The sequence below is a fragment of the Pseudomonas sp. Os17 genome, assembly GCF_001547895.1.
In the GTDB taxonomy this organism is placed as follows: domain Bacteria; phylum Pseudomonadota; class Gammaproteobacteria; order Pseudomonadales; family Pseudomonadaceae; genus Aquipseudomonas.
Map to the genome: position 1 here is coordinate 5,105,595 of NZ_AP014627.1, position 24,435 is coordinate 5,130,029.

The 24,435-nt window shown below is 61.8% G+C and carries 20 protein-coding genes; 9 read left to right on the plus strand and 11 right to left on the minus strand.

Going from position 1 to position 24,435, the window contains the following annotated elements:
- The first annotated feature begins 10 nt into the window (after nucleotides 1-10).
- From POS17_RS22320 to POS17_RS22335, 4 genes are all read left to right on the plus strand, one after another.
- Nucleotides 11-682 (plus strand): DNA-3-methyladenine glycosylase I, encoded by a 672-nt coding sequence (locus POS17_RS22320; RefSeq protein ID WP_060840562.1) that lies wholly within the window; start codon nucleotides 11-13, stop codon nucleotides 680-682.
- Nucleotides 683-1,134: 452 nt separating this feature from the next.
- Nucleotides 1,135-1,815, plus strand: coding sequence for a histidine phosphatase family protein (locus tag POS17_RS22325; RefSeq protein ID WP_082729924.1), 681 nt, complete (start codon nucleotides 1,135-1,137; stop codon nucleotides 1,813-1,815).
- Nucleotides 1,816-2,156: 341 nt separating this feature from the next.
- Complete coding sequence (gene arnT, locus POS17_RS22330) at nucleotides 2,157-3,809, plus strand: lipid IV(A) 4-amino-4-deoxy-L-arabinosyltransferase (RefSeq protein WP_060840563.1); 1,653 nt, start codon at nucleotides 2,157-2,159, stop codon at nucleotides 3,807-3,809.
- 117 nt (nucleotides 3,810-3,926) lie between these two features.
- Nucleotides 3,927-5,462 carry an ArnT family glycosyltransferase gene (locus POS17_RS22335; protein ID WP_060840564.1) on the plus strand — a complete coding sequence of 512 codons (1,536 nt, stop codon included), beginning with the start codon at nucleotides 3,927-3,929 and terminating at the stop codon, nucleotides 5,460-5,462.
- Between the two features lie 59 nt (nucleotides 5,463-5,521).
- Here POS17_RS22335 and ttcA read toward each other — a convergent pair whose 3' ends face one another.
- The gene (gene ttcA / locus POS17_RS22340; protein WP_060840565.1) at nucleotides 5,522-6,346 is read right to left on the minus strand and encodes a tRNA 2-thiocytidine(32) synthetase TtcA; all 825 of its coding nucleotides are present in this window, start codon (nucleotides 6,344-6,346) and stop codon (nucleotides 5,522-5,524) included.
- A gap of 291 nt (nucleotides 6,347-6,637) precedes the next feature.
- Between ttcA and POS17_RS22345 the strand changes: the two genes are divergently transcribed.
- Together POS17_RS22345 and POS17_RS22350 are read left to right on the plus strand one after the other, a co-directional pair.
- Entirely contained in the window at nucleotides 6,638-7,240 is a 603-nt protein-coding gene (locus POS17_RS22345) for a Yip1 family protein (protein ID WP_016967577.1), read from the plus strand.
- A gap of 151 nt (nucleotides 7,241-7,391) precedes the next feature.
- The gene (locus POS17_RS22350) at nucleotides 7,392-7,886 is read left to right on the plus strand and encodes a SprT family zinc-dependent metalloprotease (RefSeq protein WP_016967576.1); all 495 of its coding nucleotides are present in this window, start codon (nucleotides 7,392-7,394) and stop codon (nucleotides 7,884-7,886) included.
- A 30-nt stretch (nucleotides 7,887-7,916) separates the two neighbouring features.
- On the opposite strand, the gene POS17_RS22355 is transcribed toward POS17_RS22350, so the two are convergent.
- The gene (locus tag POS17_RS22355) at nucleotides 7,917-9,098 is read right to left on the minus strand and encodes a CaiB/BaiF CoA transferase family protein (RefSeq protein ID WP_060840566.1); all 1,182 of its coding nucleotides are present in this window, start codon (nucleotides 9,096-9,098) and stop codon (nucleotides 7,917-7,919) included.
- 147 nt (nucleotides 9,099-9,245) lie between these two features.
- A complete protein-coding gene (locus POS17_RS22360; protein ID WP_060840567.1) occupies nucleotides 9,246-10,577 on the minus strand; it encodes a dicarboxylate/amino acid:cation symporter in 1,332 nt (443 codons plus the stop codon).
- 332 nt (nucleotides 10,578-10,909) lie between these two features.
- On the opposite strand from POS17_RS22360, the gene POS17_RS22365 reads away from it, so the two are divergent.
- Entirely contained in the window at nucleotides 10,910-11,908 is a 999-nt protein-coding gene (locus tag POS17_RS22365) for an AraC family transcriptional regulator (protein WP_060840568.1), read from the plus strand.
- 14 nt (nucleotides 11,909-11,922) lie between these two features.
- Here the strand turns inward: POS17_RS22365 and POS17_RS22370 are convergent, their stop codons facing one another.
- The 3 genes from POS17_RS22370 to POS17_RS22380 all read right to left on the minus strand — a co-directional run bounded on the left by POS17_RS22370 (nucleotide 11,923) and on the right by POS17_RS22380 (nucleotide 14,665).
- Nucleotides 11,923-13,269: an ATP-binding protein gene (locus POS17_RS22370; RefSeq protein ID WP_060840569.1), complete on the minus strand. Its 1,347-nt coding sequence runs from the start codon at nucleotides 13,267-13,269 to the stop codon at nucleotides 11,923-11,925.
- Complete coding sequence (locus POS17_RS22375; RefSeq protein ID WP_016967571.1) at nucleotides 13,266-13,943, minus strand: response regulator; 678 nt, start codon at nucleotides 13,941-13,943, stop codon at nucleotides 13,266-13,268. The genes POS17_RS22370 and POS17_RS22375 overlap by 4 nt, the downstream gene beginning before the upstream one ends.
- A gap of 119 nt (nucleotides 13,944-14,062) precedes the next feature.
- Complete coding sequence (locus POS17_RS22380) at nucleotides 14,063-14,665, minus strand: hypothetical protein (protein WP_060840570.1); 603 nt, start codon at nucleotides 14,663-14,665, stop codon at nucleotides 14,063-14,065.
- Nucleotides 14,666-14,887: 222 nt separating this feature from the next.
- Between POS17_RS22380 and POS17_RS22385 the strand changes: the two genes are divergently transcribed.
- Nucleotides 14,888-15,613, plus strand: a complete 726-nt coding sequence (locus tag POS17_RS22385; RefSeq protein WP_060840571.1) for a 4'-phosphopantetheinyl transferase family protein — start codon at nucleotides 14,888-14,890, stop codon at nucleotides 15,611-15,613.
- A gap of 12 nt (nucleotides 15,614-15,625) precedes the next feature.
- On the opposite strand, the gene POS17_RS22390 is transcribed toward POS17_RS22385, so the two are convergent.
- Complete coding sequence (locus tag POS17_RS22390; RefSeq protein WP_060840572.1) at nucleotides 15,626-17,236, minus strand: ATP-binding protein; 1,611 nt, start codon at nucleotides 17,234-17,236, stop codon at nucleotides 15,626-15,628.
- Nucleotides 17,233-17,955 carry a response regulator gene (locus POS17_RS22395; RefSeq protein ID WP_060840573.1) on the minus strand — a complete coding sequence of 241 codons (723 nt, stop codon included), beginning with the start codon at nucleotides 17,953-17,955 and terminating at the stop codon, nucleotides 17,233-17,235. Before POS17_RS22395 ends, POS17_RS22390 begins: the two co-directional genes overlap by 4 nt.
- A gap of 757 nt (nucleotides 17,956-18,712) precedes the next feature.
- Between POS17_RS22395 and POS17_RS22400 the strand changes: the two genes are divergently transcribed.
- Nucleotides 18,713-21,604 carry a ribonucleoside-diphosphate reductase subunit alpha gene (locus POS17_RS22400; protein ID WP_060840574.1) on the plus strand — a complete coding sequence of 964 codons (2,892 nt, stop codon included), beginning with the start codon at nucleotides 18,713-18,715 and terminating at the stop codon, nucleotides 21,602-21,604.
- A 265-nt stretch (nucleotides 21,605-21,869) separates the two neighbouring features.
- Here the strand turns inward: POS17_RS22400 and flgE are convergent, their stop codons facing one another.
- Genes flgE through flgC form a run of 3 tightly spaced genes read right to left on the minus strand, consistent with a single transcriptional unit; the run spans nucleotide 21,870 to nucleotide 24,433 of the window.
- The gene (gene flgE / locus POS17_RS22405; protein ID WP_060840575.1) at nucleotides 21,870-23,213 is read right to left on the minus strand and encodes a flagellar hook protein FlgE; all 1,344 of its coding nucleotides are present in this window, start codon (nucleotides 23,211-23,213) and stop codon (nucleotides 21,870-21,872) included.
- A gap of 29 nt (nucleotides 23,214-23,242) precedes the next feature.
- On the minus strand, nucleotides 23,243-23,974 hold the full coding sequence (flgD, locus tag POS17_RS22410; protein ID WP_060840576.1) for a flagellar hook assembly protein FlgD: 732 nt from the start codon (nucleotides 23,972-23,974) through the stop codon (nucleotides 23,243-23,245).
- Between the two features lie 15 nt (nucleotides 23,975-23,989).
- Nucleotides 23,990-24,433 (minus strand): flagellar basal body rod protein FlgC, encoded by a 444-nt coding sequence (flgC, locus tag POS17_RS22415; protein ID WP_011062742.1) that lies wholly within the window; start codon nucleotides 24,431-24,433, stop codon nucleotides 23,990-23,992.
- Nucleotides 24,434-24,435: the final 2 nt, after the last annotated feature.

The window sequence follows — 24,435 nt, forward strand, 5'->3', positions numbered from 1 at the left end:
AGGAGCAGGCATGCACGATTACAAATGGCTGAATGAATACTGTCTCAACCGCTTCGGTTCCGCCGCGGCCCTGGAAGCCCAACTGCCAACCCCGGCAAGCAACGAGTATCTGCGTGCCTTGAGCGCTGATCGCTACCTGTCGACACTGGCATTGCGGGTCTTTCGCGCGGGGCTGAAACACAGCCTGGTGGACGCCAAATGGCCAGCGTTCGAACAGGTGTTCTTCGGCTTCGATCCGGACAAGGTGGTGCTCATGGGCGCCGAACATCTGGAGCGGCTGATGCAAGACACGCGGATCATTCGTCACCTGGGCAAGCTCAAGAGCGTGCCACGCAATGCGCAGATGATCCTCGACGTGCAACAGCAGCACGGCAGTTTCGGCGCCTTCATAGCCGACTGGCCGGTGCAGGACATCACCGGGCTCTGGCAGTACCTGGCCAAGCACGGCAACCAGATGGGCGGCCTGTCGGCGCCACGCTTCCTGCGCATGGTGGGCAAGGACACCTTCATCCCCACCTGGGACGTAGTGGCCGCCCTCAATGCCCAGAACATCATCGACAAGGTGCCCAGCAGCAAACGCGACCAGGCGCTGGTGCAAGCGGTGTTCAACCAGTGGCAAGAGGAAAGTGGTCGTCCCCTGTGCCAGCTGTCGGCGATGCTGGCCTACACCGTCAACCACTGATCCCCGCTCCCTCTTGACTGCTTCTGCCACGGACAGTGGCTGGAAGCAGTCTTGCATCGCCCCTCTCCCTCCTTTGGCTGACAGAACGCTGAACTGATGCGCAGTTTTTCCACGCCGTTCTTTTTCTCAGGATAAAGTTTCACCGGCTTGTCATAGACACCAGGAACAGCAGCGTTAAATAGCCGCCACGCGCAGATTCCCTGCGTCCGCCGGTTAACGAATAACAACGTTTCTTTCAAGCCAACAGGCTGAGTAACGGCTGTCTGGTCTTAAACAGGCACGTGCCGCGCCATTCGTTTTTTTCACATCGCTTTCACCAATCCGACACCTGGACTCCCTTAAGTTGGGGGCCAGTGACTACGCTGGTGCCGGTGCGCATGTCGGTCTGCTGCAGAACACTAGTTCCAACCCGAATTAAAAGTATTTCTCAAAAATAGATTCAGGTAAGCGACGTGCACAACATCAAACAAACCAGACCCCGGGCCGACACCGCCCGCATTTGGCGCTCCGGAAAGATCATCATCAGCGCGCTCACTATTACCCTGATCGCCCTGATAAGCGGTTTTGTACTCTGGCCGGCGACTCCTCTGGATCTCGCTGGCGATCATCAGATGCAACGCAGCGGAATCTATCAACACTGGAAGGCCGGAGATGTCATCGCCCTGGTGCGCCACGCCGAGCGCTGTGACCGATCGGCCAACCCCTGCCTGGGCCCCGCAGATGGCATCACCCGCCTGGGCAGTGCTACCGCGACCGACCTGGGCAAGGCCTTCCGGAGCATCGGCATGGACCGTACCGACGTCATCAGCAGCCCCATGACCCGTACCCTGCAAACCGCACAGGCCATGTTCAATCAGGTCACCAGCTCTCAGGATTGGTTGCTGAACTGCGCCGACAATTTCGAGAACGATATAAAGGCCCATAAGCTTCAGGGGCGCAACCTGATCCTGGTCACCCACAGCGGCTGCATCAGTGATCTGGAGAGCCGCATGGGCTTCGCCCATGCCCTGGCCACCGAGTACACCAGTTCCTTGTTCCTGACGCTCGGTGCAGACGGAAAACTGCAAATACTGGGAATACTGAACGCCAAGAGCTGGCCACAAGTACTTAAAGAAGCGCCGAACAATTTGTAACTCTTTTTGACAACTAGACAACAGACTTCATTCAGCGAATCGACAGACTAACAGCCCACATTTAATTGACTTTATTGCAAGTTGCACTATTAGAGAGCAGAGCATTTTTCATAAAAACCGCTATAAAAAATGCAGCCATTAAAAACCGGGCAGCACTCACGGAGTTTCAAGCGATTTGTAGATGCCGTCATCGCTGATCCTCAACTCGCCCCGGCCATGCAACTTGCACGTTGAAATCCTTACCTGACTTCGAGGACAGAAATGCACCGCACTTTACCCACCCGGCTTATGGAACGAGCGCCACACCTTCAGGCAACACTGTGCGTGGGAGTAGCAACGGCATGATCAAGCGTTGGGCGTTGCCATTTCTGCTGTTGGCCTTCAGCCTGTTCTACCTGCTGCCGCTGGCCAGCCATGGCCTGTGGATTCCCGATGAAACCCGCTACGCGCAGATCAGCCAGGAAATGCTCCTCAGCGGCGACTGGGTCGCGCCGCACTTCATGGGTATCCGTTACTTCGAAAAACCCATTGCCGGTTACTGGATGATCGCCATCGGCCAGGCGGTGTTCGGCGACAACCTGTTCGGGGTGCGCATCGCCTCGGCCCTGAGCACCGGTTTGAGCGTGCTGCTGGCTTATCTCATCACGCGCCGGATGTGGAACGATCCACGCAAGAGCTTCGCCGCGGCGCTGCTGTACATGAGCTTCGGCCTGATTGCCGGGCAAGCCGGATACTCCAACCTCGACCCGCAATTCACGCTGTGGGTCAACCTGAGTCTGGTGGCCCTGTGGTTCGCCCTGGACAGCCAGGCCACACGCGCTCGCCTCCTGGCCTGGGCGGTGCTCGGGGCGGCGTGCGGCATGGGCTTCATGACCAAGGGCTTCCTGGCGTGGCTGCTGCCGGTACTGATCGCCCTGCCCTATATGCTTTGGCAACGTCGCCTGGGCGAACTGCTGCGCTACGGGCTGGTGGCGGTAGTGGTGGCCATCGGTATCAGCCTGCCCTGGGCGCTCAGCGTGCACGCCCATGAGCCGGACTTCTGGCGCTTTTTCTTCTGGCACGAGCATATTCGGCGCTTTGCCGCCGAAAACGCCCAACACACCCGGCCCTGGTGGTTCTACCTGCCTCTGCTGGTCGTCTCCTGCCTGCCCTGGGCATTGCTGCTGCCCGGCACACTGATGCAGGCCTGGAAGGACAAGCGCCAGGCCAACAGCGGTTTTCTGCTGTTGTGGTTGCTGCTGCCGCTGGTGTTTTTCAGCCTGAGCCGGGGCAAGCTGCCGACCTACATCATGCCGTGCCTGCTGCCACTGGCGGTGCTCATGGGTAACGCACTGATCGACCGCGTCAGCGATCGCCAGGGTCGAGCCATTCGCCTCAACAGCCTGCTCAATCTGCTGATCGGCGTGGGGGCACTGGTGGCGTTGCTGGTGATCCAGCTCACCCGGCCGGTTTATGGCCACAACGAAATGCTCAGCCTGTCCCTGGTGTTCATCATGCTGATGGGCTGGATCATCGCCAACCTGCTGCCGGCCTCCAGGCCGCTGCAATACTGGCCCGCCCCGGCCCTGGGCATCTGGCTGCTGGTGGCGCTGCTGCCCGCCGGCATGCCCGGACTGATCGTGCACAACGAGATGCCCGACCAGTTCATCAAGGAACATCTGCAAGAGCTCAAGCAGACCAAGACCCTGCTCAGCAATGACCTGGGTGCGGCCTCGGCCCTGGCCTGGCGCCTGCAACGTCCGCAGGTGTCGCTGTACAACACCGAGGGCGAGCTGAAATACGGCCTGGCTTATCCAGACTCGGAACAACGCAAGGTGAGCATGGCCGACGTCGGACAATGGATGACCGAGGCTCGCAAGCAGGGCTCCGTGGGCGTGGTCATGCGGGTCAAGAACGTGGTGGAGAACGAGGAAGTCGCGCTGCTGCCAGCGGGAGGCAAGCGCTATGAAGAGGGCAACCTGCTGATCCTGATCGTGCCACAGAGCCAGCCGTAGCCTGCCCCGTGAGCCAGCCAGCGTCAGCGTCGAGCCGTTCGGCGCTGACGTTTTTTTTGCCTGTCCGGCCCTGCGGGCCCGTGCAGTCTTTTCGAGTCAGTCCATGGAAATCCGTCTATGAATCTCGACCACAGCGAGCGCAAGGCCCTGATCCTGCTCCTGGGCGTATCGGCCCTGATCCTGTTGCTGGGCCTGGGCTCCCGCGAGCTGTGGGGCCCGGAAACCCGCTGGGCCAACATCGCGCTGCAGATGCTGCAGAGCGGCAATTACTTCGACCCGTACCTCAAAGGCACGCCCTATTACGACAAGCCCCTGCCGTCCTACTGGCTGATCACTGCCAGTGCCTGGCTGATGGGCGGACTGGGTCACTGGTCCTTGCGCCTGTCGTCGGTACTCGCCGCCTGGCTGAGCATCTGGCTGGTGTACCTGATCGGTGAGCGACTGTTCCACAAAGGCACCGGTCTGATCGCCGGCTGGATGCTGGCCACCACATTCTATTTCGCGTTCTGGGCGCGGGTAGCCACCGCCGACATTCTCACGGTATGCGGCGTACTGGCCTCTATCTGGTGGTACTGGCGAGATCCGGATGACACCCGCCTGAGTCGTTACACGGTGTTCTTCCTGCTGCTGGCGGCCACATCGCTGCTCAAGGGGCTGATAGGTTTCGTCTTGCCGGGGCTGGCCCTGCTGCCTCACCTGCTCAGCCAGGGCCGCTGGAAACGCCACCTGAATCTGCGCCTGTGCCTGGCCCTAGTGGTGGCAGGCCTGCTGTACATGGTGCCGTTCCTGCTCTCGCACCTGTACGGCACACCAACCTACAGCCAAAGCGGCCTGGACCTGGTGTTTCGGGAAAACGTGGTGCGCTTTTTCGACCCGTTCGACCATCAGGGGCCGATCTATACCTACCTGATCTACCTGCCGGCCTATACCTTGCCCTGGGTTCCCTGCTGGCTGCTCGGTCTGTGGGTTGCGGTGCGCCACTGGCGCCAGTTGCAGCCCAACGAGCGCTGGCTGGTCTGGGCCCTGGGCCTGCTGTTCCTGTTCTTCACCGCCAGCGGCAGCCGACGCAGCTATTACGTCTTGCCGCTGGTGCCCTTCGCCCAGCTTTTGGGGGCCTGGTGGCTGAACCGGCACCTGCAGCAAAAACGCGCCAGCGGCAAACCCGCTGACCGGCGCTGGACCCTGGGTTTTGCCGGCGCGGCAGTGGTGCTGCTGTTGGTACTGGGAGTCGCCTATCCCTGGAGCAATGGCGGTGGCGGAGTGATGCAGTTCGGCGCCCAGGTGAAAACCGAGGCCAGCCGGATCGCCCCCTGGAATCAATGGCGCATGGTGCTGGTGGAAGTGGACAACAAATTGCCGATGTACCTGCAGAACCAGGGAGGTGCGTTCTACTACGTGCCGCAAACCGCGGATTTTCCTCGAACGGGCACGAGCGCCGACTTCATGGCCTGGCTGGACAAGACCAGCGGCCAGCACTGGGATCCTCAGCGCACCTTGATATTCGTGCAGCAGTACAAGGATCAACCCTTGATGCTGGAATACCTGGGCAACGACCATCAGCTGATCCGCACACGGCCCACCCACGGTGAGCGCCTGGCGAAGAAATACGCAGAGGGCAGCGTGGCCTTCGTGCCGCGGGTGCCGGGCACCTGAGGACAGGCCGCGGCGCCCCGGGACTCGGGACGCCGCGGCCCTGGTTCAGCGATTGCCGATCAGAGGTTCACCACATTGACGAAGCGCGGCGTGGCGTTGTCATCGATGCGCAGGTTGGTGAAGTCGAACAGGTTGCGATCCGCCAGTTGCGACGGAATCACGTTCTGCAGGCCGCGGAAGATGCTCTCGGTACGCCCAGGGCTTTTGCGCTCCCACTCCTGAAGCATCTCCTTGACCACCTGGCGCTGCAGGTTCTCCTGGGAGCCGCAGAGGTTGCAGGGAATGATCGGGAACTGCTTGAGGTCGGAATAGGCCTGGATGTCCTTCTCGCTGCAGTAGGCCAGCGGCCGGATCACCACGTTGCGCCCGTCGTCGGCCAGCAGCTTGGGCGGCATGGCCTTGAGCGAGCCGTTGTAGAACATGTTGAGGAAGAACGTCTCGACGATGTCGTCACGGTGGTGACCCAGGGCCATCTTGGTGGCACCGATCTCGTCGGCGAAGGTGTACAGGGTGCCACGACGCAGGCGCGAGCACAGCGAGCAGGTGGTCTTGCCTTCGGGGATCAGTTCCTTGACCACCGAGTAGGTGTCCTTCTCGACGATGTGGTACTCGATCCCCAATTCCTTGAGGTAGGCCGGCAGCACGTGCTCGGGAAAGCCGGGCTGCTTCTGGTCCATGTTCACCGCGACGATCTCGAACTTGATCGGCGCCACCTTCTGCAGGTGCAGCAGCACGTCGAGCATGGTGTAGCTGTCCTTGCCGCCGGACAGGCAGACCATGACCTTGTCGCCCTCTTCGATCATGTTGAAATCGGCGACCGCTTCGCCCGCCTGTCGACGAAGGCGTTTCTGCAGTTTGTTCTGGTTGACCGTAAGAGTGCCCATGGCGCTTGGAATCCGCGAGGTGTGTGACGAAAAGCCGAGCATTTTAAGCAAAACCCCGGCCCCGTGAAAGCGCCGCAAGGTGCTATCCAGCCAGACGGGGGTAACCGACACGACCGCGATTACCCACGGGTTTTACAGCGCAATTTGCTCTAAAGCGGCGCACATCTGAGGAAAACTCCTTCCTATACTGCGACATAAGGTCGCACACCCGTATAGACCTATACTGACCATGCCACTTGGCTGTAAGCGCTCCGTTGGGGGGCGATGGCAACATTTAAGGAGTGACTGACCATGATTCATCATGTCGTAGGACTCTTCACCCACCCCGATCAGGAATGGCGAGAAATCCGTGGCGATGCCGAGGAAAGCATCAGTCACATGTACCTCACTCACACGCTGATTCTGGCGGCGATCCCCGCTGTCTCGGCCTTTATCGGCACCACCCAGGTCGGCTGGGTCATCGGCAACCGCGCGCCGGTGATGCTGACCATGGAAAGCGCCCTGTGGATGACCATCATGTCGTACCTGGCCATGCTCTGCGGCGTGGCGGTGATGGGCGCGTTCATTCACTGGATGGCCCGGACCTACGATGCCAGCCCGAGTCTGGCGCGCTGCGTAGCCTTTGCCACCTACACCGCGACCCCGCTGTTCGTCGGCGGCCTGGCGGCCCTGTATCCACACATGTGGCTGGGGATGATCATCGGCACCGCGGCAATCTGCTACACCGTGTACCTGCTCTACGTCGGACTGCCGACCTTCATGAACATCCCGTCTGACGAGGGCTTCCTGTTTTCCAGCTCGGTCCTGGCGGTGGGACTGGTGGTGCTGGTCGCGATCATGGCCTTCACCGTGATTGTCTGGGGCCTGGGCGTCGGCCCCGTGTACACCAACTGACGCCGCACCAATAATAATCCTCCATCTGCCAGCACAGGCCGCCGCAAGGCGGCCTTCTTAATGGGCCCGATCCTGCGACCATTCGGCGCCTGAACGATTCGGATTCGCCGGTCTTTGCGGCATACTCAGCCACTCTGGAGAGCCGTTAAGCATGCCCGAGCAACTCAATACCCGCGTCGAAGACTGTTTCCTACTCGCTGAATCCTTTTTCAAACGTCCTTTCAAACGCCCGGTGGTCAGCCTCAAGTTGCGCGGCCAGAAAGCCGGGGTCGCTCATTTGCATGAAAACCTGCTGCGCTTCAATCCCCAGCTGTACCGGGAAAACACCGAAGACTTCCTCAAGCAGACGGTGGCCCATGAGGTAGCCCACCTGATCGCTCACCAACTGTTTGGCGAGCGCATCCAGCCCCATGGCGAGGAATGGCAACTGATCATGCGCGGGGTCTATGAACTGCCGCCCAATCGCTGCCACACCTATGCGATCAAACGCCGCAGCGTGACCCGCTACATCTATCGCTGCCCCTGCGCCGAGAGCGATTTCCCGTTTTCGGCCCAGCGCCACAAGCTGGTGGCACAAGGTCGCCGCTACCTGTGCCGACGCTGCCGGCACACCCTGGTGTACAGCGGGGAAACCAGGGTCGAGTGACAGAAGCCAACGCGTTTCGCCGGCCGGTTCCTAGCCGATGATCCCCTCGCTTCGAAGTGCCTCGATGCGCTCGGCGCTGTAGCCCAGCTCCGTCAGCACCTCAACACAATGGGCGCCCAGCCTGGCGCCGATATGCCGCGGCTCGGGCAAGCCCTGGGAGAACTTCAGCGGACAGGCGATCTGCGCCTGGAGGCTGCCGTCCTCACGGGGCACCTGGCTGACCAGTTGCCGGGCCTGCAACTGCGGATGCTGCACCGCCTCGGCCAGACTCAGGACCGGCTCGACACAGGCGTCGAGCCCGGCGAACAGCTGGCAGAGTTCGGCGAAGTCGTGTTTTTCGAACTCGATCTGCAAGGCCTGCTTGAGGGCCTGTTGCTGCTCCGGTACAGGCGACAAGCCCTGGGCCGCCAGCTCCGGACGCCCCAGGGCCTGACACAACTGTTGCATGAACACCGGCTCCAGGCTGCCCACCGACAGCCAGCGACCATCCCGACTGCGGTAGTAGTCGTAGAAACTGCCGCCGTTGAGCGCCTGCTGCTCCATCCCCGGCTCGACCCCGCAGGCCAGATAACCGGCGCCGGCCATGGCGTTCAAACTGAACACACAGTCGGTCATGCTGATATCCAGGTGCTGGCCCTGACCACTGTGCTGACGGGCGATAACCGCCGCCAAGAGGCCAATCACCCCGTGCAGCGAGCCACCGGCGATGTCGGCCGCCTGAATGCCCAGGGGCAAGGGTCCCTGATCGCGACGCCCGGTCTGGCTGGCCAGTCCGGCCAGGGCCAGGTAATTGATGTCGTGTCCGGCGCGGTCCTTGTAGGGCCCGGTCTGGCCATAGCCGGTAATGGACACGTAGATCAGCCGCGGATTGATCGCCTTCAAGGCTTCGTAGCCCAGCCCCAGGCGCTCCATCACCCCCGGGCGAAACTGTTCGAGGAGAATGTCATGCTCCTGCAGCAGTTGCCGCACCACCTCCAGTGCTTCGGGCCGCTTGAGGTCCAGGGCCAGGCTGCGCTTGTTGCGATTGAGGTAGGCGTGGCTGGCGGACACCCCCCGATCGTGGGGCGGCAGCACCCGCAACAGGTCCATGCGGGTCGGCGACTCGATGCGCAGCACCTCGGCGCCCATGTCCGCCAGCAGCAGCGAGGCGAACGGCCCCGGCAGCAGGGTGGAGAAATCCAGTACCTTGAGTGAAGCCAACGGCCCTTGCATGTGCCCTCTCCTCTTGATCGACCGCCAGAGAGTAGGCAGCCGCAAGCACTGCAACAATTACCACAATGCTCAGCCGGACTGACCGTTGCGCTCATCCACCAGGCCATAAAAAACCCGCCGTAGCGGGTTTCTTATGTTCAGCCAGGCTTACTTGATGGTGGGTGCCGGACCTTCGGCCACACCCAGATCATCCGTTTCGCGGGTGTCGCTGATGGCACGACCACCGGAAGCCAGTTCGACTTGCAGCTTGTCTTCGTCCAGCTCCTTGACCCACTTGGCGACCACCAGGGTGGCCACTGCGTTGCCTACCAGGTTGGTCAGGGCGCGAGCCTCGGACATGAAGCGGTCGATACCCAGGATCAGCGCCAGGCCGGCCACCGGCAGGTGCCCCACGGCCGACAGGGTTGCCGCCAGGACGATGAAGCCGCTGCCGGTGACGCCCGCGGCGCCTTTGGAGGACAGCAGCAGCACCAGCAGCAGGGTGATCTGGTGGGTGATGTCCATGTGGGTATCAGTGGCCTGGGCGATGAACACCGCGGCCATGGTCAGGTAGATCGACGTACCGTCGAGGTTGAACGAGTAACCGGTTGGAATCACCAGGCCGACCACCGACTTCTTGGCACCCAGGCGCTCCATCTTGATCAGCATGCGCGGCAGGGCCGACTCCGAGGAGGAAGTGCCCAGCACGATCAGCAACTCTTCACGGATGTAGCGGATCAGCTTGATCACGCTGAAGCCGTGGGCACGGCAGATGGCCCCCAGGACCACCAGCACGAACACCACGCAGGTGATGTAGAAGCAGATCATCAACTGGCCCAGTTGCACCAGGGAGCCGACGCCGTAGGCACCGATGGTGAACGCCATGGCACCCAGCGCACCCAGGGGCGCCAGCTTCATGATCATGTTGATGATGTTGAACATCACGTGGGCGAAGCGGTCGATGAAGTCCAGCACCGGCTTGCCATAGGCACCCAGGCGATGCAGGGCGAAACCGAAGATCACCGAGAACATCAGCACTTGCAGGATGTCGCCGTTGGCAAAGGCACCGACGATGGTGGTCGGAATCACGTTGAGGATGAAGCCGACGATGCTCTGGTCATTGCCTGCGGTCACATAGGCCGCGACTTTCGAGGCATCCAGGGTCGAGGCGTCGATATGCATGCCGGCACCCGGCTGCACCACGTTGACCACGATCAGGCCGATCAGCAGGGCGATGGTGGAGACGATTTCGAAGTACAGCAGCGCATAGCCGCCGGTCTTGCCGACCGATTTCATGTTCTGCATGCCGGCGATGCCACTCACCACGGTGCAGAAAATGATGGGGGCAATGACCATCTTGATCAGTTTGATGAACCCGTCACCCAGGGGCTTGAGGGCCACGCCGGTCTGAGGGTAGAAGTGACCGAGCAGGATGCCGATGGCGATGGCAACGATCACCTGGAAATACAGGGATTTGTACAGTGGCTGACGAGTCGTCATTGCAAAGTTCCTCAAGAGCCCCGGCATACAGCTTCCGTCGATGCATGCGGTGCCTAAAGTGCGAACCCTCCTGCACTGGAGGGATTTGTTGTGTCGAACTGCGTGCTGGCAGATCTTCCGGCTCTATCGCAAAGCCCGTGCCACCTTGCCCAAAAGCCCTGCAGGCCTTTAGACATCAGGGGGCGGGCCGATCCTTGCATTCGTTGCGCCCGGTGAAGCTGGCGGATATCCGCCCATTCATCGAGCCTCGTCCTACAATTTGGCGGATATCCGCCTTGTTCCCTCGTGAGGGGGCTGGCTAACATCCGCCACTCAATGGACGGACCAGCCTCATGCGTGAACGCACCATCGCCAGCCACTTTGCCCGCGCCGCCTTAGGCGGGGCGCGCCGTCGCGGCCACGATTGCGAGCCGCTCCTGCAGCGACTGGGCATCAGCCCGGAGCTGTTGAACCAACCCAAGGCGCGCATCGCTCCGGAGCAGTTCACCAGCCTGCTGCAACAGCTGTGGCTGGAGCTGGACGACGAATACCTCGGCTTCGCCCATGGCCCCAGCAAACGCGGGACGTTCGCCATGATGTGCCACGCCCTGATCCATTGCCGCACCTTGGAAAAAGCACTGCAGCGCGGCTTATTGTTTTATAGCTTGTTTCCGGAAGCTCCGCGTCTGAGTCTGACGCGTGAGGGAGAAATGGCTCGACTGAGCCTGGATGATTCTGAACTGTGGGACCCCGAGCACTTTCTCAGCGAAAGCCTGCTGGTGATCTGGCACCGCCTGGGCAGCTGGTTGATCGGCCAGCGCATTCGCCTGGAGCAGGCCGGCTTCAGCTATCCGAAACCCGAACACGCCGCGGAATACGACCTGCTTTTCCCCTGCCCCCTGGAGTTCGCACAGCAACGCAGCAGCCTGTTGTTCCACAGCCGCTACCTGGGCATGCCGCTGCTGCAGGATGAACGCACCCTCAAGCACTTCCTCGAACGCTCCCCCGCCGACCTGCTGTCGCGGCCGGACGAAGGCGACAGCCTTAGCAGCCAGTTACGCCGCCTGCTCAGCCACGACCGCGAGCGCTGGCCCGATCTGGAAAGCGTCGCGCAGCACCTGCACGTCAGCCCGCAGACCCTGCGCCGCCACTTGCGCGAGGAAGGCTCGAGCTTTCAGGGCTTGAAGGATGAACTGCGCCGCGACATTGCCATCTTCCACCTGGGCCGCGCCGACCTGTCGTTGCAACAGATCGCCGAGCACCTGGGCTTTTCCGAACCGTCGGCGTTTCATCGGGCGTTCAAGAAATGGACCGGCCTGACCCCGGGCGCCTATCGAGCCCGGGACCGCTAGCACAGGGTGTACCGCTAGAGAGCCGGGAAGTGAATGCGGAATGCCGCACCGCCCAGGGCCGAGTCCCCCAGGGTCAGCTGCGCGCCGTAACTCTCGATGATGTCCTTGACCACCGCCAGGCCAATGCCCTGCCCCGGGTGCTGGCGATCCAGGCGCTCACCGCGCTGGAGAATCCGCGCCCGCTGATCCGGCGGCACGCCGGGACCGTCGTCCTCCACGCACAATTCAGCGCCGTCGAGGGTTTCGCGCACGCTGATGCGTACCGAGCCCAGGCACAGGCGGTAGGCGTTCTCCAGCAGGTTGCCGAGCAACTCCAGCAAGGCGCCCTGCTCGATCGGCACATAGCAGCGCTCGGGCAAATCGAAAGACACCCGCACCTGCTTGTCGCGATAGACCTTGTCCAGGGTGTCACACAGGCTCTGCAACACCGGCCGCAGACGCACCTGATGGCGCACCAGACCGCTCTTGCGCAGGCTGGCACGCTGCAACTGATAGCTGATCTGCTGGCTCATGCGCTCGATCTGCGCTTGCAGGACCCAGGCCTGCTCCCGATCCTGAGGCCGCTGGGCCATATCCTCGCTCACCCCTTGCAACACCGTCAGCGGGGTTTTCAGGCTGTGGGCCAGGTCATCCAGGGAGTCCCGATAGCGGCTGCGCTGTTCGCGCTCGCTTTGCAGCAGGCGGTTCAAGGAGCCGGTCAGCCGCAACAGCTCCCGCGGGTGTTCCTCGCTCAGGCTCTGGCGGGTGCCGCTTTCGATCTGGTCCAGCTCCTGACTCAGGCGTCGCAGGGCCTGCAAGCCCCAGGTCAGGCCCATCCACAGCAGCGCCAGAAGCACCAGCAATGCCGCGCCAAATCCCAGATAGAGGTTCTCCCGCACGCCTTCGAGGGTCTGCTGGTACTCGCGCACCGGCTGCAGCGCCACAATACTGAAGGCCGCATTCTTGCCTCCCAGCAGCTTGATCTCGACGTCGTAGACGAAGAACTCCTGGCCATTGGCTTCGCGGATCCTGGCGAACTCGTTGCCACGCCCGTCGTACCGCGGACGGTAGTTGATGTTCTCTTCCTGGGTGGCCCGGGAGCGCCAGACCAGATGCCCCTCGCGATCGTAGATGTAGCCCAGCAGGCGACTGTCGGCGAGGTTGAAGCGCTCGTCGGGCAACTGTGCGGGCATCTGCAGGCGATTGTTTTCGATCCGCGCCGCCGAAATCAGGGTGGTGACGTCGGAGGCCAGGCGCTGCTCGATGGAGTCCTGCAGCGCCAGGCTGAACGCGCCCTGCATGGCCGGCAGCAACGCCAGCATGAACAGCACCGCCAGGGTGGTGGCGGCCAGCATCAGGCGCAGGCGCAGCGATCGAATCATCGGCAGCGCTCGTTGAACAGGTAGCCCAGCCCACGCACCGTATCGATGGGCTTGAAGCCCGAAGGCGCTTCAAGCTTGCGCCGCAGGCGCCCCACCAGCACCTCGATGACATTCGGATCGCGCTCGTCGTCGTCCGGATACAGTTGCTCCATCAAACGGTCCTTGGCCACCACCTGCTGGTGATGGCGCATCAGGTATTCGAGGATCCGGTATTCATAGGCAGTCAGCGCCAGGGGCTGCTCATCCAGGGACGCCTGTTTGCGGTTCAGGTCCAGCAACAGCGGCCCGGCAACGATGGTCGACTGGGTAAAGCCGCTGGAGCGGCGCAGCAACGCATTGAGCCGCGCATCCAGCTCCTCGAACTGAAAGGGCTTGACCACATAGTCGTCGGCACCGGCGGCCAGGCCTTCGACCTTGTCCTGCCAGTTGCCGCGAGCGGTGAGGATGAGGATCGGAAATGCCTTGCCCCGGGCGCGCAGCTGGCGGATCAGGTCCAGTCCGCCCATGCCGGGCAAGCCCAGGTCGATCACCGCCAGGTCGTGATTGAACTGCTCGGTCTGGTACAACGCCTCCTCGGCGTTGGCCACGGACTCGACCACGTGACCGCTGTCGGTGAGGCGGGTTTGCAAGTGATGACGCAACAGCGCCTCATCTTCGACGACCAGCAACTTCATAACGCTCTCCCAGGCAAAATTCGACATCTCCAGGGGCGCCCCTGCGCCCTGATGATCAATGCACCCGCGCCGGACCATGCCCAAGGCATGGTCCGGCGCGGTTCAGGCCAGGCCGCTTATCAGAAAGCGTAGTTGGCCGACAGATAGGTCTGGGCGCTGCTGGTCAGGCTCAGTGAACCTTGCTTGCTGCCGCCCCGTTCGCTCATCTCGGTCCCGGCATTGCTGCGCAGGTAACGGTAGCCGAGCTCCACCGAGGTGTTCTGTGAAATCTGCTGCAGGACACCGGCCTGCACGCCGACCGCGTAGCCGATGTCACTGTCGCGGCTGAAGCCCGGGGACTCCTGGGTCAGCTTGGTCAGGCCGGCCGTGCCGCCGCCAAAGAGCTTGGTGGTACCGGTCACCGGCAGGAACATATCGTAACTGCCCAGCAGGTTCTGCTGACGCAGTTTAATGCCGTTGTGAGAGCCGGAAACGTAATCGTAAGTGGCGTAGTAGCGGCCCTGGTCGTTCTGTTGCCCCAGGCGCACGCCCCAGGTGTTGTCCTTGCCGATCACGCCATCGGCATTCGGATGACCGAGGTTGCTGTTGAGCTGGCTGGACTTTTTAACCTTGTCGCTGGTCTGGCCGAAGGTCAGGCTAGCGAAGTTGCTGTCAGCGGCTTGAACGGCGGCGCTGGCGCCGAGCACGGTAAAGGCGAGGATCAGTTTTTTCAATGAAGTCATAGGAAGTTTCCTTTGCGCTATTGGCTTTTTGGGTGCCGGGCCAGAGTAACCAGCCCGCCCTGAACTCCCCCTGAACATCTCCTTAACCTCGCCTGAACCAGAGCCACATGATTGTTTTTACCGGCGTTTAACCCCAACCAGCTTCCCGTACGGAGCGCCAGCCCCTCGCTGGGCAGCACGCGGCGCTACCCTCGAACCCGTCAACCCGGCAAACTAGCGGCCATGAATGCACTCCCCTCTCTCCCCCTCTGCTGCACCCCTCCGGAGGCCTCCTGGCCCTTGCCGGAAGCCTTGCCCCACACCCGCTGGCTGAGCACCCGGTTCGACCCCGGGCAACTGACTGCGGACGATTTCCAGCGCAGCGGCATTCCCGCACCGCCCAGCATCCAGCGCTCAGTTGCCAAGCGCCAGGCGGAATTTCTCGCCGGGCGCCTGTGCGCGCGGGAGGCCCTGCGCCAACTGCAACAACTGGACTGGGTGCCGCCGATCGGCGCCGACCGGGCACCGGTCTGGCCGGAACATATCTGTGGCTCGATCACCCACAGCACCGGCCGGGCGGCCGCCATCGTCGCCGACAAGCAGCACTGGCGGGCCCTGGGCATGGATCTGGAAAAGCTCCTCGGCGAGGAACGTGCAGCCAATCTGGCCGGGCAGATCCTCACCCCGGCGGAGCTGCTGCGTCGCGACCGCTTGCCGGCCGAGCAGCACGCCCTGGCCGTGACCCTGACCTTCTCGATCAAGGAAAGCCTGTACAAGGCCCTGTATCCGCTGGTGCAGAAAAGCTTCTATTTCGAACATGCCGAAGTGCTGGAGTGGTCGCCAGCGGGCCAGGTGCGCATGCGCCTGCTCACCGACCTGTCCGAGGAATGGCACCACGGCCGCGAACTGCTGGGTCAGTTCGTCGTCGAGGCAGGCCAGTTGCTGAGCCTGATCGCGATCAAACCCTGAACACGCGCGTCCTCAACGGGGCTCCTGATGCCGCGGCCAGCTCAAGCTGAAGCAGGCGCCCCCGAGACTGTTGCTCTTACTGATCAGCGCCCGACCGTCGTGCCAGTGAATGATCCGCCGCACAATGGACAGGCCCAATCCATGTCCACCGGAAGCCCGGGTCCGACTGTCGTCCAGACGCAGGAACGGCGTGAAGATTTTTTCCCAGGCACTTTCCGGTACACCGGGCCCGTCATCCTCCACATCCACCCGACAGCGCAACTGGCCCACCTGATAACTGACGGTCACCTGGGAGTGTGCGTGGCGCATGGCGTTGCTCACCAGATTCTGCAGCGCCCGGTGCAGATAACGCGGCTCGGCCTCGACCCAGGCGCCATCGCACTCGACCGCAGACAGGCACAGGCCGCGATGGACCTTGAGATTGGCCCGCAACGGCGCCAGCTCGTCGATCACCTGATTGATCAGGGCATCGAGGTCGATGCGCTGGAAGTTCAGGGCCGGCGAACCCTGCTCCAGGCGGGCATAGGTGAGCATCTCGTCCACCAGCCGATCGAGGTCCTGAATATCGTTGTCCATGCCGTCCAGGTACTTTTGCCGAGCCTGGTCGGTGCTCGCCGAGGCGATCATCTCCAGGCCAAAACGCAGGCGCGCCACCGGGGTACGCAATTCGTGGGACACCGCCCGCACCAGTTCACGCTGGATCGCCAGTAGCCGTTGCAGGTGTTCGGCCATGCCATTGAAGGCGGCCGCCAGGCGCCCCACCGAATCCGCGCCCCGGGCCGGCACCCGGGTTTCCAGGCTGCCCTTGGCAATCCGCGTGGCCGCCGACTCCAGGCCGCTGAGGCGGCGCTCCAACTGGCGCACCAACAGGTAGACGATCAACCCGATCAGGCTCAGCCCGAGCACGGCAATCAACACCAGCCATTGCGGCGGATAAGGGTTCATCTGGTACAGGGGACCGATTTCCAGCACCCAGGGCGTGCCCACCAGACCGGCGAAGACCCGGATCGAGTCACCGCCCTTGCCCAGGGCCATCACCGTATCGCCCTCAGCCACCCGACGGCGCTGGTCCTCATCCATATCCGCGGCATCTAGGGTCGCCAGGTGCATGTCGAAGCCAAACCCCTTGGCCTGCTTGAGCGCCGCCAGACGCTGTGGCTGCTCGGCCACCGGGTAGCGCACCAGCTCGTCCGCCAGCAGGTAGATGGTGGCCCGGGCCAGTTGTTCGCTGATCTGCTGCACCTCGGCACTGAGCAGCAACTGCTCCCGCTCGCTGACCAGGCGGTAGACCCGGGCCGCGAAGGGACCGGTCTGTTCCACCAGCGCCTGCCCGCGCAGCACCCGGCCACGCTGGCTGCTGTCCAGATCGGTCTGGCTGAAGGTCTTCAGGCTCAGGGGAATGCCCAGCAAGCGCTGCCACACCAGCAAGGCCCGGCGACGCTCGATCTCGCTCATCGGCTGCAGATTGTCCGCCATCAGCGAGAAGGTGCCGTGGGCCAAGCGTTCGCGGTATTGCTCGCTGCGCACTTCGTTGAGCAGGTGCAAGGCCAGCACCCCCAGCAGCGCCACCAGAATCAGCGCGGCACACATGCCGCCGTAGATACGCAGGAAGATCGAGTTCACAAGGGCATGTCGGCAGCGGCTTCGGGGACGAACAGATAACCCTTGCTGCGAATGGTCTTGATCAGCCGCGGGTGCTCCGGGTCATCGCCGATCTTGGGACGGATGCGCGAGATGCGCACGTCGATGGAGCGGTCCTGGCCGTCATAACCAATCCCCCGCAGGGCATTGAAGATTTCCTCGCGGGACAGAATCCGCCCGGCATTCACCACCAGCAGCCACAGCAGATCGAATTCGGCGCTGGTCAACTCGATTCCCACGTCGCTCAGCCAGGCTTCGCGCAGGGCGCTGTCCACCACCAAGGGCCCGAAGCACAGGCGCCGGCTTTTCTCCGGGGCGGGCTCGGGCGTCTCGCTGCGCCGCAGCAGCGCCTGGATCCTGGCCAGCAACAGGCGGGGACGCACGGGCTTGCACACGTAGTCATCGGCCCCCAGGTCCAGCCCCATGACCTGATCCATATCATCGGTGCGGGCGGTGAGCATGAGGATCGGCCCATCGTAGCGATCCCGGACCTTGCGGCAGATGCTCAGGCCGTCCTCGCCGGGCAGCATCAGGTCGAGGATCACCAGGTCCGGCTGCTCGGCGATGATCCTGTCGGCAGCCAGGGCGCCATTGCCTTCGATCGCCACCTGCAGTCCGTTGCTCTCCAGATATTCACGGGTCAACTCAGCCAGACGCTGGTCATCCTCGACAATCAATACCTGCCAGGCTTCTTGCTCCACGCTCGACCTCTTTATTGCCAGCACTCATTGGACACAAGGCACCCGTCTTTTTGTCATGAAAAAGGCGGATAACCTGTCGTGGAAAACGCAGTCGTCGCTGCATGGACCGCGGCGGATTGTAGCAACCGGCATGCGCCCCCACACAAGCGACTAAAACGACTCGGTCGGGGCGATTTTTTGTGATAGGGTTCGCGCCCGCAAAAATCCGCCCAAGGCAATTTTCAGGGATAAAAAACAGTGACGGACGGTTGCATGCACTGGGACTGCGGGCTGCATGAGTTTTACCCCAGTCCATACACAATTTACGCACAACCTTATCCACAGGCAGTACGTTGCAATCAGTCCCCCAAACGCATTATCTTGTAGCCCGGCGGCTAAAAATCCCTATATCTAGGGTTTTACACAAAAAACCAAACACAATTCAGACGAGAAACTCAAGCCCTTTTCTTGCCCCGTTTGGTGGAACCAATCGCTGTTTCAAAAGACCAACACCGCGCGTGCGGATGGCATCGTTTTCCACCCTGTCCAGGAGAAAGCGGTACGGGTGTTGCAGCCACAATACTGTCACCCACCAGGAATAAGGTGCCGAGCCACTGGCTCGACGCCCAAGACTTCGGCATGGAAGCGGCGCCCATAGCCCCCTTCCTGAACTGTCCCGAAGTCGTTATGCCCGGCCTCTGCCGGTTGTAGTGCTTCAGGACGGAACGGTGGGCACCTCATTGGTGCCCAAACAAACATAGAGAACGTGGAGACACCCATGCAAACCGACACAACTCGCGAGAACCCGCAGGCCAATGCGCCGCAGGCCGCCGATTCCAACCTGGATCTGTCTGCTACCGCCCCTGGCCAATTGCGCGTGATCAAGCGTAACGGCACTGTCGTTGCCTACACCGACGACAAGATCACCGTCGCTATCACCAAAGCGTTCCTCGCAGTTGAAGGCGGCACCGCCGCTGCCTCGTCGCGAATCCACGACACCGTGGCGCGCCTGACCGAGCAGGTCACCGCAACCTTCAAGCGTCGCATGCCTTCGGGCGGCACCATCCACATCGAAGAGATCCAGGATCAGGTCGAACTGGCCCTGATGCGTGCCGGCGAACAGAAAGTGGCCCGCGACTACGTGATCTACCGCGATTCCCGCGCCAAGGAACGCGCCACCCGCTCCAGCAGCGAAGCGCCGGTACAGGCCCACCCATCGATCCGCATCACTCGCGCCGATGGCAGCCTCGCACCCCTGGACATGGGCCGCCTGAACACCATCGTCAGCGAAGCCTGCGAAGGCCTGGAAGAGGTCGACGGCGACCTGATCCAGCGCGAAACCCTGAAGAACCTCTACGACGGCGTAGCCCTGAAGGACGTCAACACCGCTCTGGTGATGACCGCTCGCACCCTGGTGGAGCGCGAGCCGAACTACTCGTTCGTCACCGCCCGCCTGCTGATGGACACCCTGCGTGCCGAAGGCCTGGGCTTCCTCGAAGTCGCCGAAAGCGCCACCCACCACGAAATGGCCGACCTGTACGCCAAGGCACTGCCGGCCTACGTCGCCAAGGGTATCGAGTTCGAACTGCTGAACCCGGTCCTGGCCGAATTCGACCTGGAAAAACTCGGCAAGGCGATCAACCACGAACGCGACCAGCAGTTCACCTACCTGGGCCTGCAAACCCTGTACGACCGCTACTTCATCCACAAGGATGGCGTGCGTTTCGAACTGCCGCAGATCTTCTTCATGCGCGTGGCCATGGGCCTGGCGATCGAAGAGAAACAGCGCGAAGACCGCGCCATCGAGTTCTACAACCTGTTGTCGTCCTTCGACTACATGGCTTCGACTCCGACCCTGTTCAACGCCGGCACCCTGCGTCCACAGCTGTCGAGCTGCTACCTGACCACCGTTCCGGACGACCTGTCGGGCATCTACGGCGCCATCCACGACAACGCCATGCTGTCGAAATTCGCCGGCGGCCTGGGCAACGACTGGACGCCGGTGCGTGCGCTGGGTTCCTACATCAAGGGCACCAACGGCAAATCCCAGGGCGTCGTGCCTTTCCTGAAAGTGGTCAACGACACCGCCGTCGCCGTGAACCAGGGTGGCAAGCGCAAGGGCGCTGTCTGTGCCTACCTGGAAACCTGGCACATGGACATTGAAGAGTTCATCGAGCTGCGCAAGAACACCGGTGATGATCGTCGTCGCACCCACGACATGAACACCGCCAACTGGATCCCCGACCTGTTCATGAAGCGCGTCTTCGATGACGGCAAGTGGACCCTGTTCTCGCCATCGGAAGTGCCGGATCTGCACGACCTGACCGGCAAGGCCTTCGAAGAGCGCTACGAGTACTACGAAGCCCTGACCGAATACAACAAGATCAAGCTGTTCAAGACCGTCCAGGCCAAAGACCTGTGGCGCAAGATGCTGTCCATGCTGTTCGAAACCGGCCACCCATGGCTGACCTTCAAGGACCCATGCAACCTGCGCAGCCCGCAACAGCACGTGGGCGTGGTCCACAGTTCGAACCTGTGCACCGAGATCACCTTGAACACCAACAAGGACGAGATCGCGGTCTGCAACCTGGGCTCGATCAACCTGCCGAACCACATCAAGGACGGCAAGCTCGACACCGCCAAGCTGCAACGCACCGTGAACACCGCCGTGCGCATGCTCGACAACGTGATCGACATCAACTACTACTCGGTGCCGCAGGCGAAGAACTCCAACTTCAAGCACCGTCCAGTAGGCCTGGGCATCATGGGCTTCCAGGACGCTTTGTACCTGCAGCACATCGCCTACGGTTCCGACGCGGCCGTCGAGTTCGCCGACAAGTCCATGGAAGCGGTCAGCTACTACGCGATCCAGGCTTCCTGCGACCTGGCCGATGAGCGCGGCGCCTACGAGACCTTCCAGGGCTCGCTGTGGTCCAAGGGCATCCTGCCGCTGGACTCGCAACAGATCCTGATCGAGGCCCGTGGCCAGAAGTACATCGATGTGGACCTCAACGAAACCCTGGACTGGGCGCCGGTACGTGCCCGCGTGCAGAAAGGCATTCGTAACTCCAACATCATGGCCATCGCACCGACCGCGACCATCGCCAACATCACTGGCGTATCGCAATCGATCGAGCCGACCTATCAGAACCTGTATGTGAAGTCGAACCTGTCAGGCGAATTCACCGTGATCAACCCGTACCTGGTACGCGATCTGAAAGCTCGCGGCCTGTGGGACTCGGTGATGATCAACGACCTGAAGTACTACGACGGTTCGGTACAACAGATCGAGCGCATCCCGCAGGAGCTCAAGGAGCTCTACGCGACCGCCTTCGAAGTGGAAACCAAGTGGATCGTCGACGCCGCCAGCCGTCGCCAGAAGTGGATCGACCAGGCTCAGTCGCTGAACCTGTACATCGCCGGTGCTTCGGGCAAGAAACTCGACGTGACCTACCGCATGGCTTGGTACCGTGGCCTGAAAACCACTTACTACCTCCGCGCCCTGGCCGCCACCAGCACCGAGAAGTCGACCATCAACACCGGCAAGCTGAACGCTGTTTCCAGCGGCGGCAACCACGGTGACGACTCGGTCCTGGCCGCTCCTGCTGGTCCTGCTCCAGTGCCGAAGGCTTGCGCCATCGACGAGCCGGATTGCGAAGCTTGCCAATAAGCTGAGCTGACAGGTGCCTGCGGGCACCTGCCACAACCCCCGATAGACCTCCGGTTTATCGGGGGTTTTCTTTTGCCCGCAACGCAGCTGCAGGTGCCGGCTTGCCGGCGAACAGCTCCGAAGCCTTGCACTGCTTCAGAGAGCGCCCTCGCTGGCAAGCCAGCCCCTACGGCAGAGGCTCCTGCAGGGTAAACAGCGCCATCGAACAGGCACAAAAAAGCCCCTCAAGGAGGGGCTTTTCGTACAGCGTGTCAGCCAACCCGCATCAGGTCATCTGGATGATGGTCTGCATGATGGTGCTCTGGGTGGAGATGGTCTTGGCGTTCGCCTGATAGTTGCTCTGGGCCTTGATCAGGTTCACCAGTTCGTTGGTCAGGTTGACGTTGGACTCTTCCAGGGAGTTGGACACTACCGCGCCCAGGGTTCCGGTCTTCGGTGCGTCATAACCTGGAATACCCGACGAGTAGGTTTCTTTCCACTGGGTGCCGCCTACCGGCTGCAGGCCTTGCTCGTTGGTGAAGCTGGCCAGGGAGATCTGGCCGATCGGCTTGGTCTGCTCGTTGCTGAAGTTGGCCAGCATGACGCCGGTGCCGTCGATGGTCAGGCTGGAGATCTGGCCAGTGGAGTAACCGTTCTGCGCGATCACCGAGCGGTTGGTATCGCCGAATACCGAACCGGTCTTGGTCATATCGATCTTCACGCCGCCCGGCGCAGGCGCTGCACCATTGGGAACGAAGACACCGTTGACCACATCACCCGGAGTCCAGGCGGTCATGGCGATATTGTTGCCATTGACGGTGAACTGGCTGACGGCCGGTGCAGCAGGCGGCGTCAGGGTCTGCAGCTTGCCCGAGGAGTCAAACTTGATAGTGATCGGCGCCTGGTTGGCCATGGTGAAAGCCGTACCATCCGGGTTGCGACCATCGATCAGGGTGTAGGTCTGCCATTCGTTAGGGTTCTGCGTCTTGATCATGTACTGATCCATGACGTGCTTGTTGCCCTGGGTGTCATACACCGGGGTACTGAACTGCTTGGTGTAGGTGGTGTTCTTGGTCGGATCGAACACATAAGCCGGAGCCGGCGCCACCGGGTTGACGTTGATCGGATCGGCGTCGGAGTTCAGGTTGATGGTCGAGGAGATCGAGTCGGTTGGCTTGGGCGCCAGGTTCGAGGTGTCGATCCGCAGGTCGGTCAACACACCGTTGATGATCTTGCCATTGGCATCCACGGCATAGCCTTGCAGACGTGCAGTGCCATCACTGTTGGTGATGAAGCCATCCTTGTCGGTCTTGAAGGTACCGGCACGGGTGTAGGTCAGGGAGCCGTTGGTGCTCAGCACGAAGAAGCCCTGGCCCTGGATGCCCATGTCCAGCACGTTGCCGGTGTTGTTGATATCACCGTTGGTGAACTGCTGGGAAACGTTGGCCAGGCGCACGCCGTTACCAATCACCTGGGTGCCGCTGCCCAGCTTGGTGGCCGAGTAGACGTCGGCGAACTCCGCGCGGGAGGACTTGAAGCCGGTGGTGGCGACGTTGGCGATGTTGTTGCCGGTAACGTCCAGCTGTTTGTTGGCAGCGTAGAGACCGCTAAGGCCGATATTGAAAGACATATTCCACTCCTTGTGCCGGTTAGTCGGCTCTAGATACCAATGGTTTGTACTTTGGACAGGCCAATCGGGCTGGTCATGCCGGCAAGGTTCAACATCAACTCGCCGCCGGTCTGGCTGATAGTCACACTGTTGACCGTCGCCGGCAGGTAGGTGATCAGATCAGTGCCCTTGCCATCGATGGTGGTGCTGGCCTTGAAGCTGTAGCTGCCCGGATCCGCCTTGGTGCCGTCCGTCTTGGTGCCATCCCAGACGAAGCTGGCGCTGCCGGCCTTCTGGCTGCCCATGTCGATGGTCTTGACGGTGTTGCCATTCTTATCGGTGACGGTCACGGTGACCGAACTGACGCTGGATGGCACGGTGACCGAGCCGGTCATGCTCTTGCTGGTGTCAACCTGGGTAGTGCCGGTCTGCACGATCACCGAACGGCCCACCAGGGACGAAGCCTGCAACGCCTGAGACGACTTGTAGTTGCCCGTGATCGAGTTCACCGAGCTATTGAGGGTGGTAATCCCTTCCAGGGTGGAGAACTGCGCCAACTGGGCAACGAACGCACTGTTGTCCTGAGGATCCAGCGGGTTCTGGTTGTTCAGCTGGGTCACCAGCAGCTTGAGGAACGCATCCTTGCCCAGGGACTGCTTGCCAGTGGTGCTGTTGGTAGCGGCCGCCAGGCCGTCGGCACTGGTAGTGGTCGTGGTTTTCTTTGACGAGTTGGCCAATACGTCCTTGAGGGACGGGCCGCTGGTGGTGTCAGTAACGCTCATTGGCTTCGCCCCTTATCACTGACCGAGGGTCAGGACCTTCTGCATCATGGTTTTGGCGGTGTTCATCATTTCAGCGTTGGTCTGGAACGAGCGGCTGGCGGAAATCATGTCGGCCATTTCTTCCACCACGTTGACGTTGGGGTAGTAGACATAACCCTTGGCGTCGGCGGCCGGATGGTTCGGTTCGTAGCGAGCTTCCAGATTGCTCTGGTCTTCCACCACGCCCAGCACCTGCACGCCCTGGCCTGCGGCGTCCTGGTTCTGGAACAGCGAATCGCTGCCGCCACTCTGGGCACCCTGGAACATGGTGGCGAATACCGGATGACGCGCGCGATAGGTCTGGTCGATGCTCGACGACACGCTCTCGGCGTTGGCGATGTTACTGGCGACGGTGTTCAGACGCGTGGTCTGAGCGCTCATGCCACTACCGGCAATATTGAAAACACTGGCGAGGGACATGG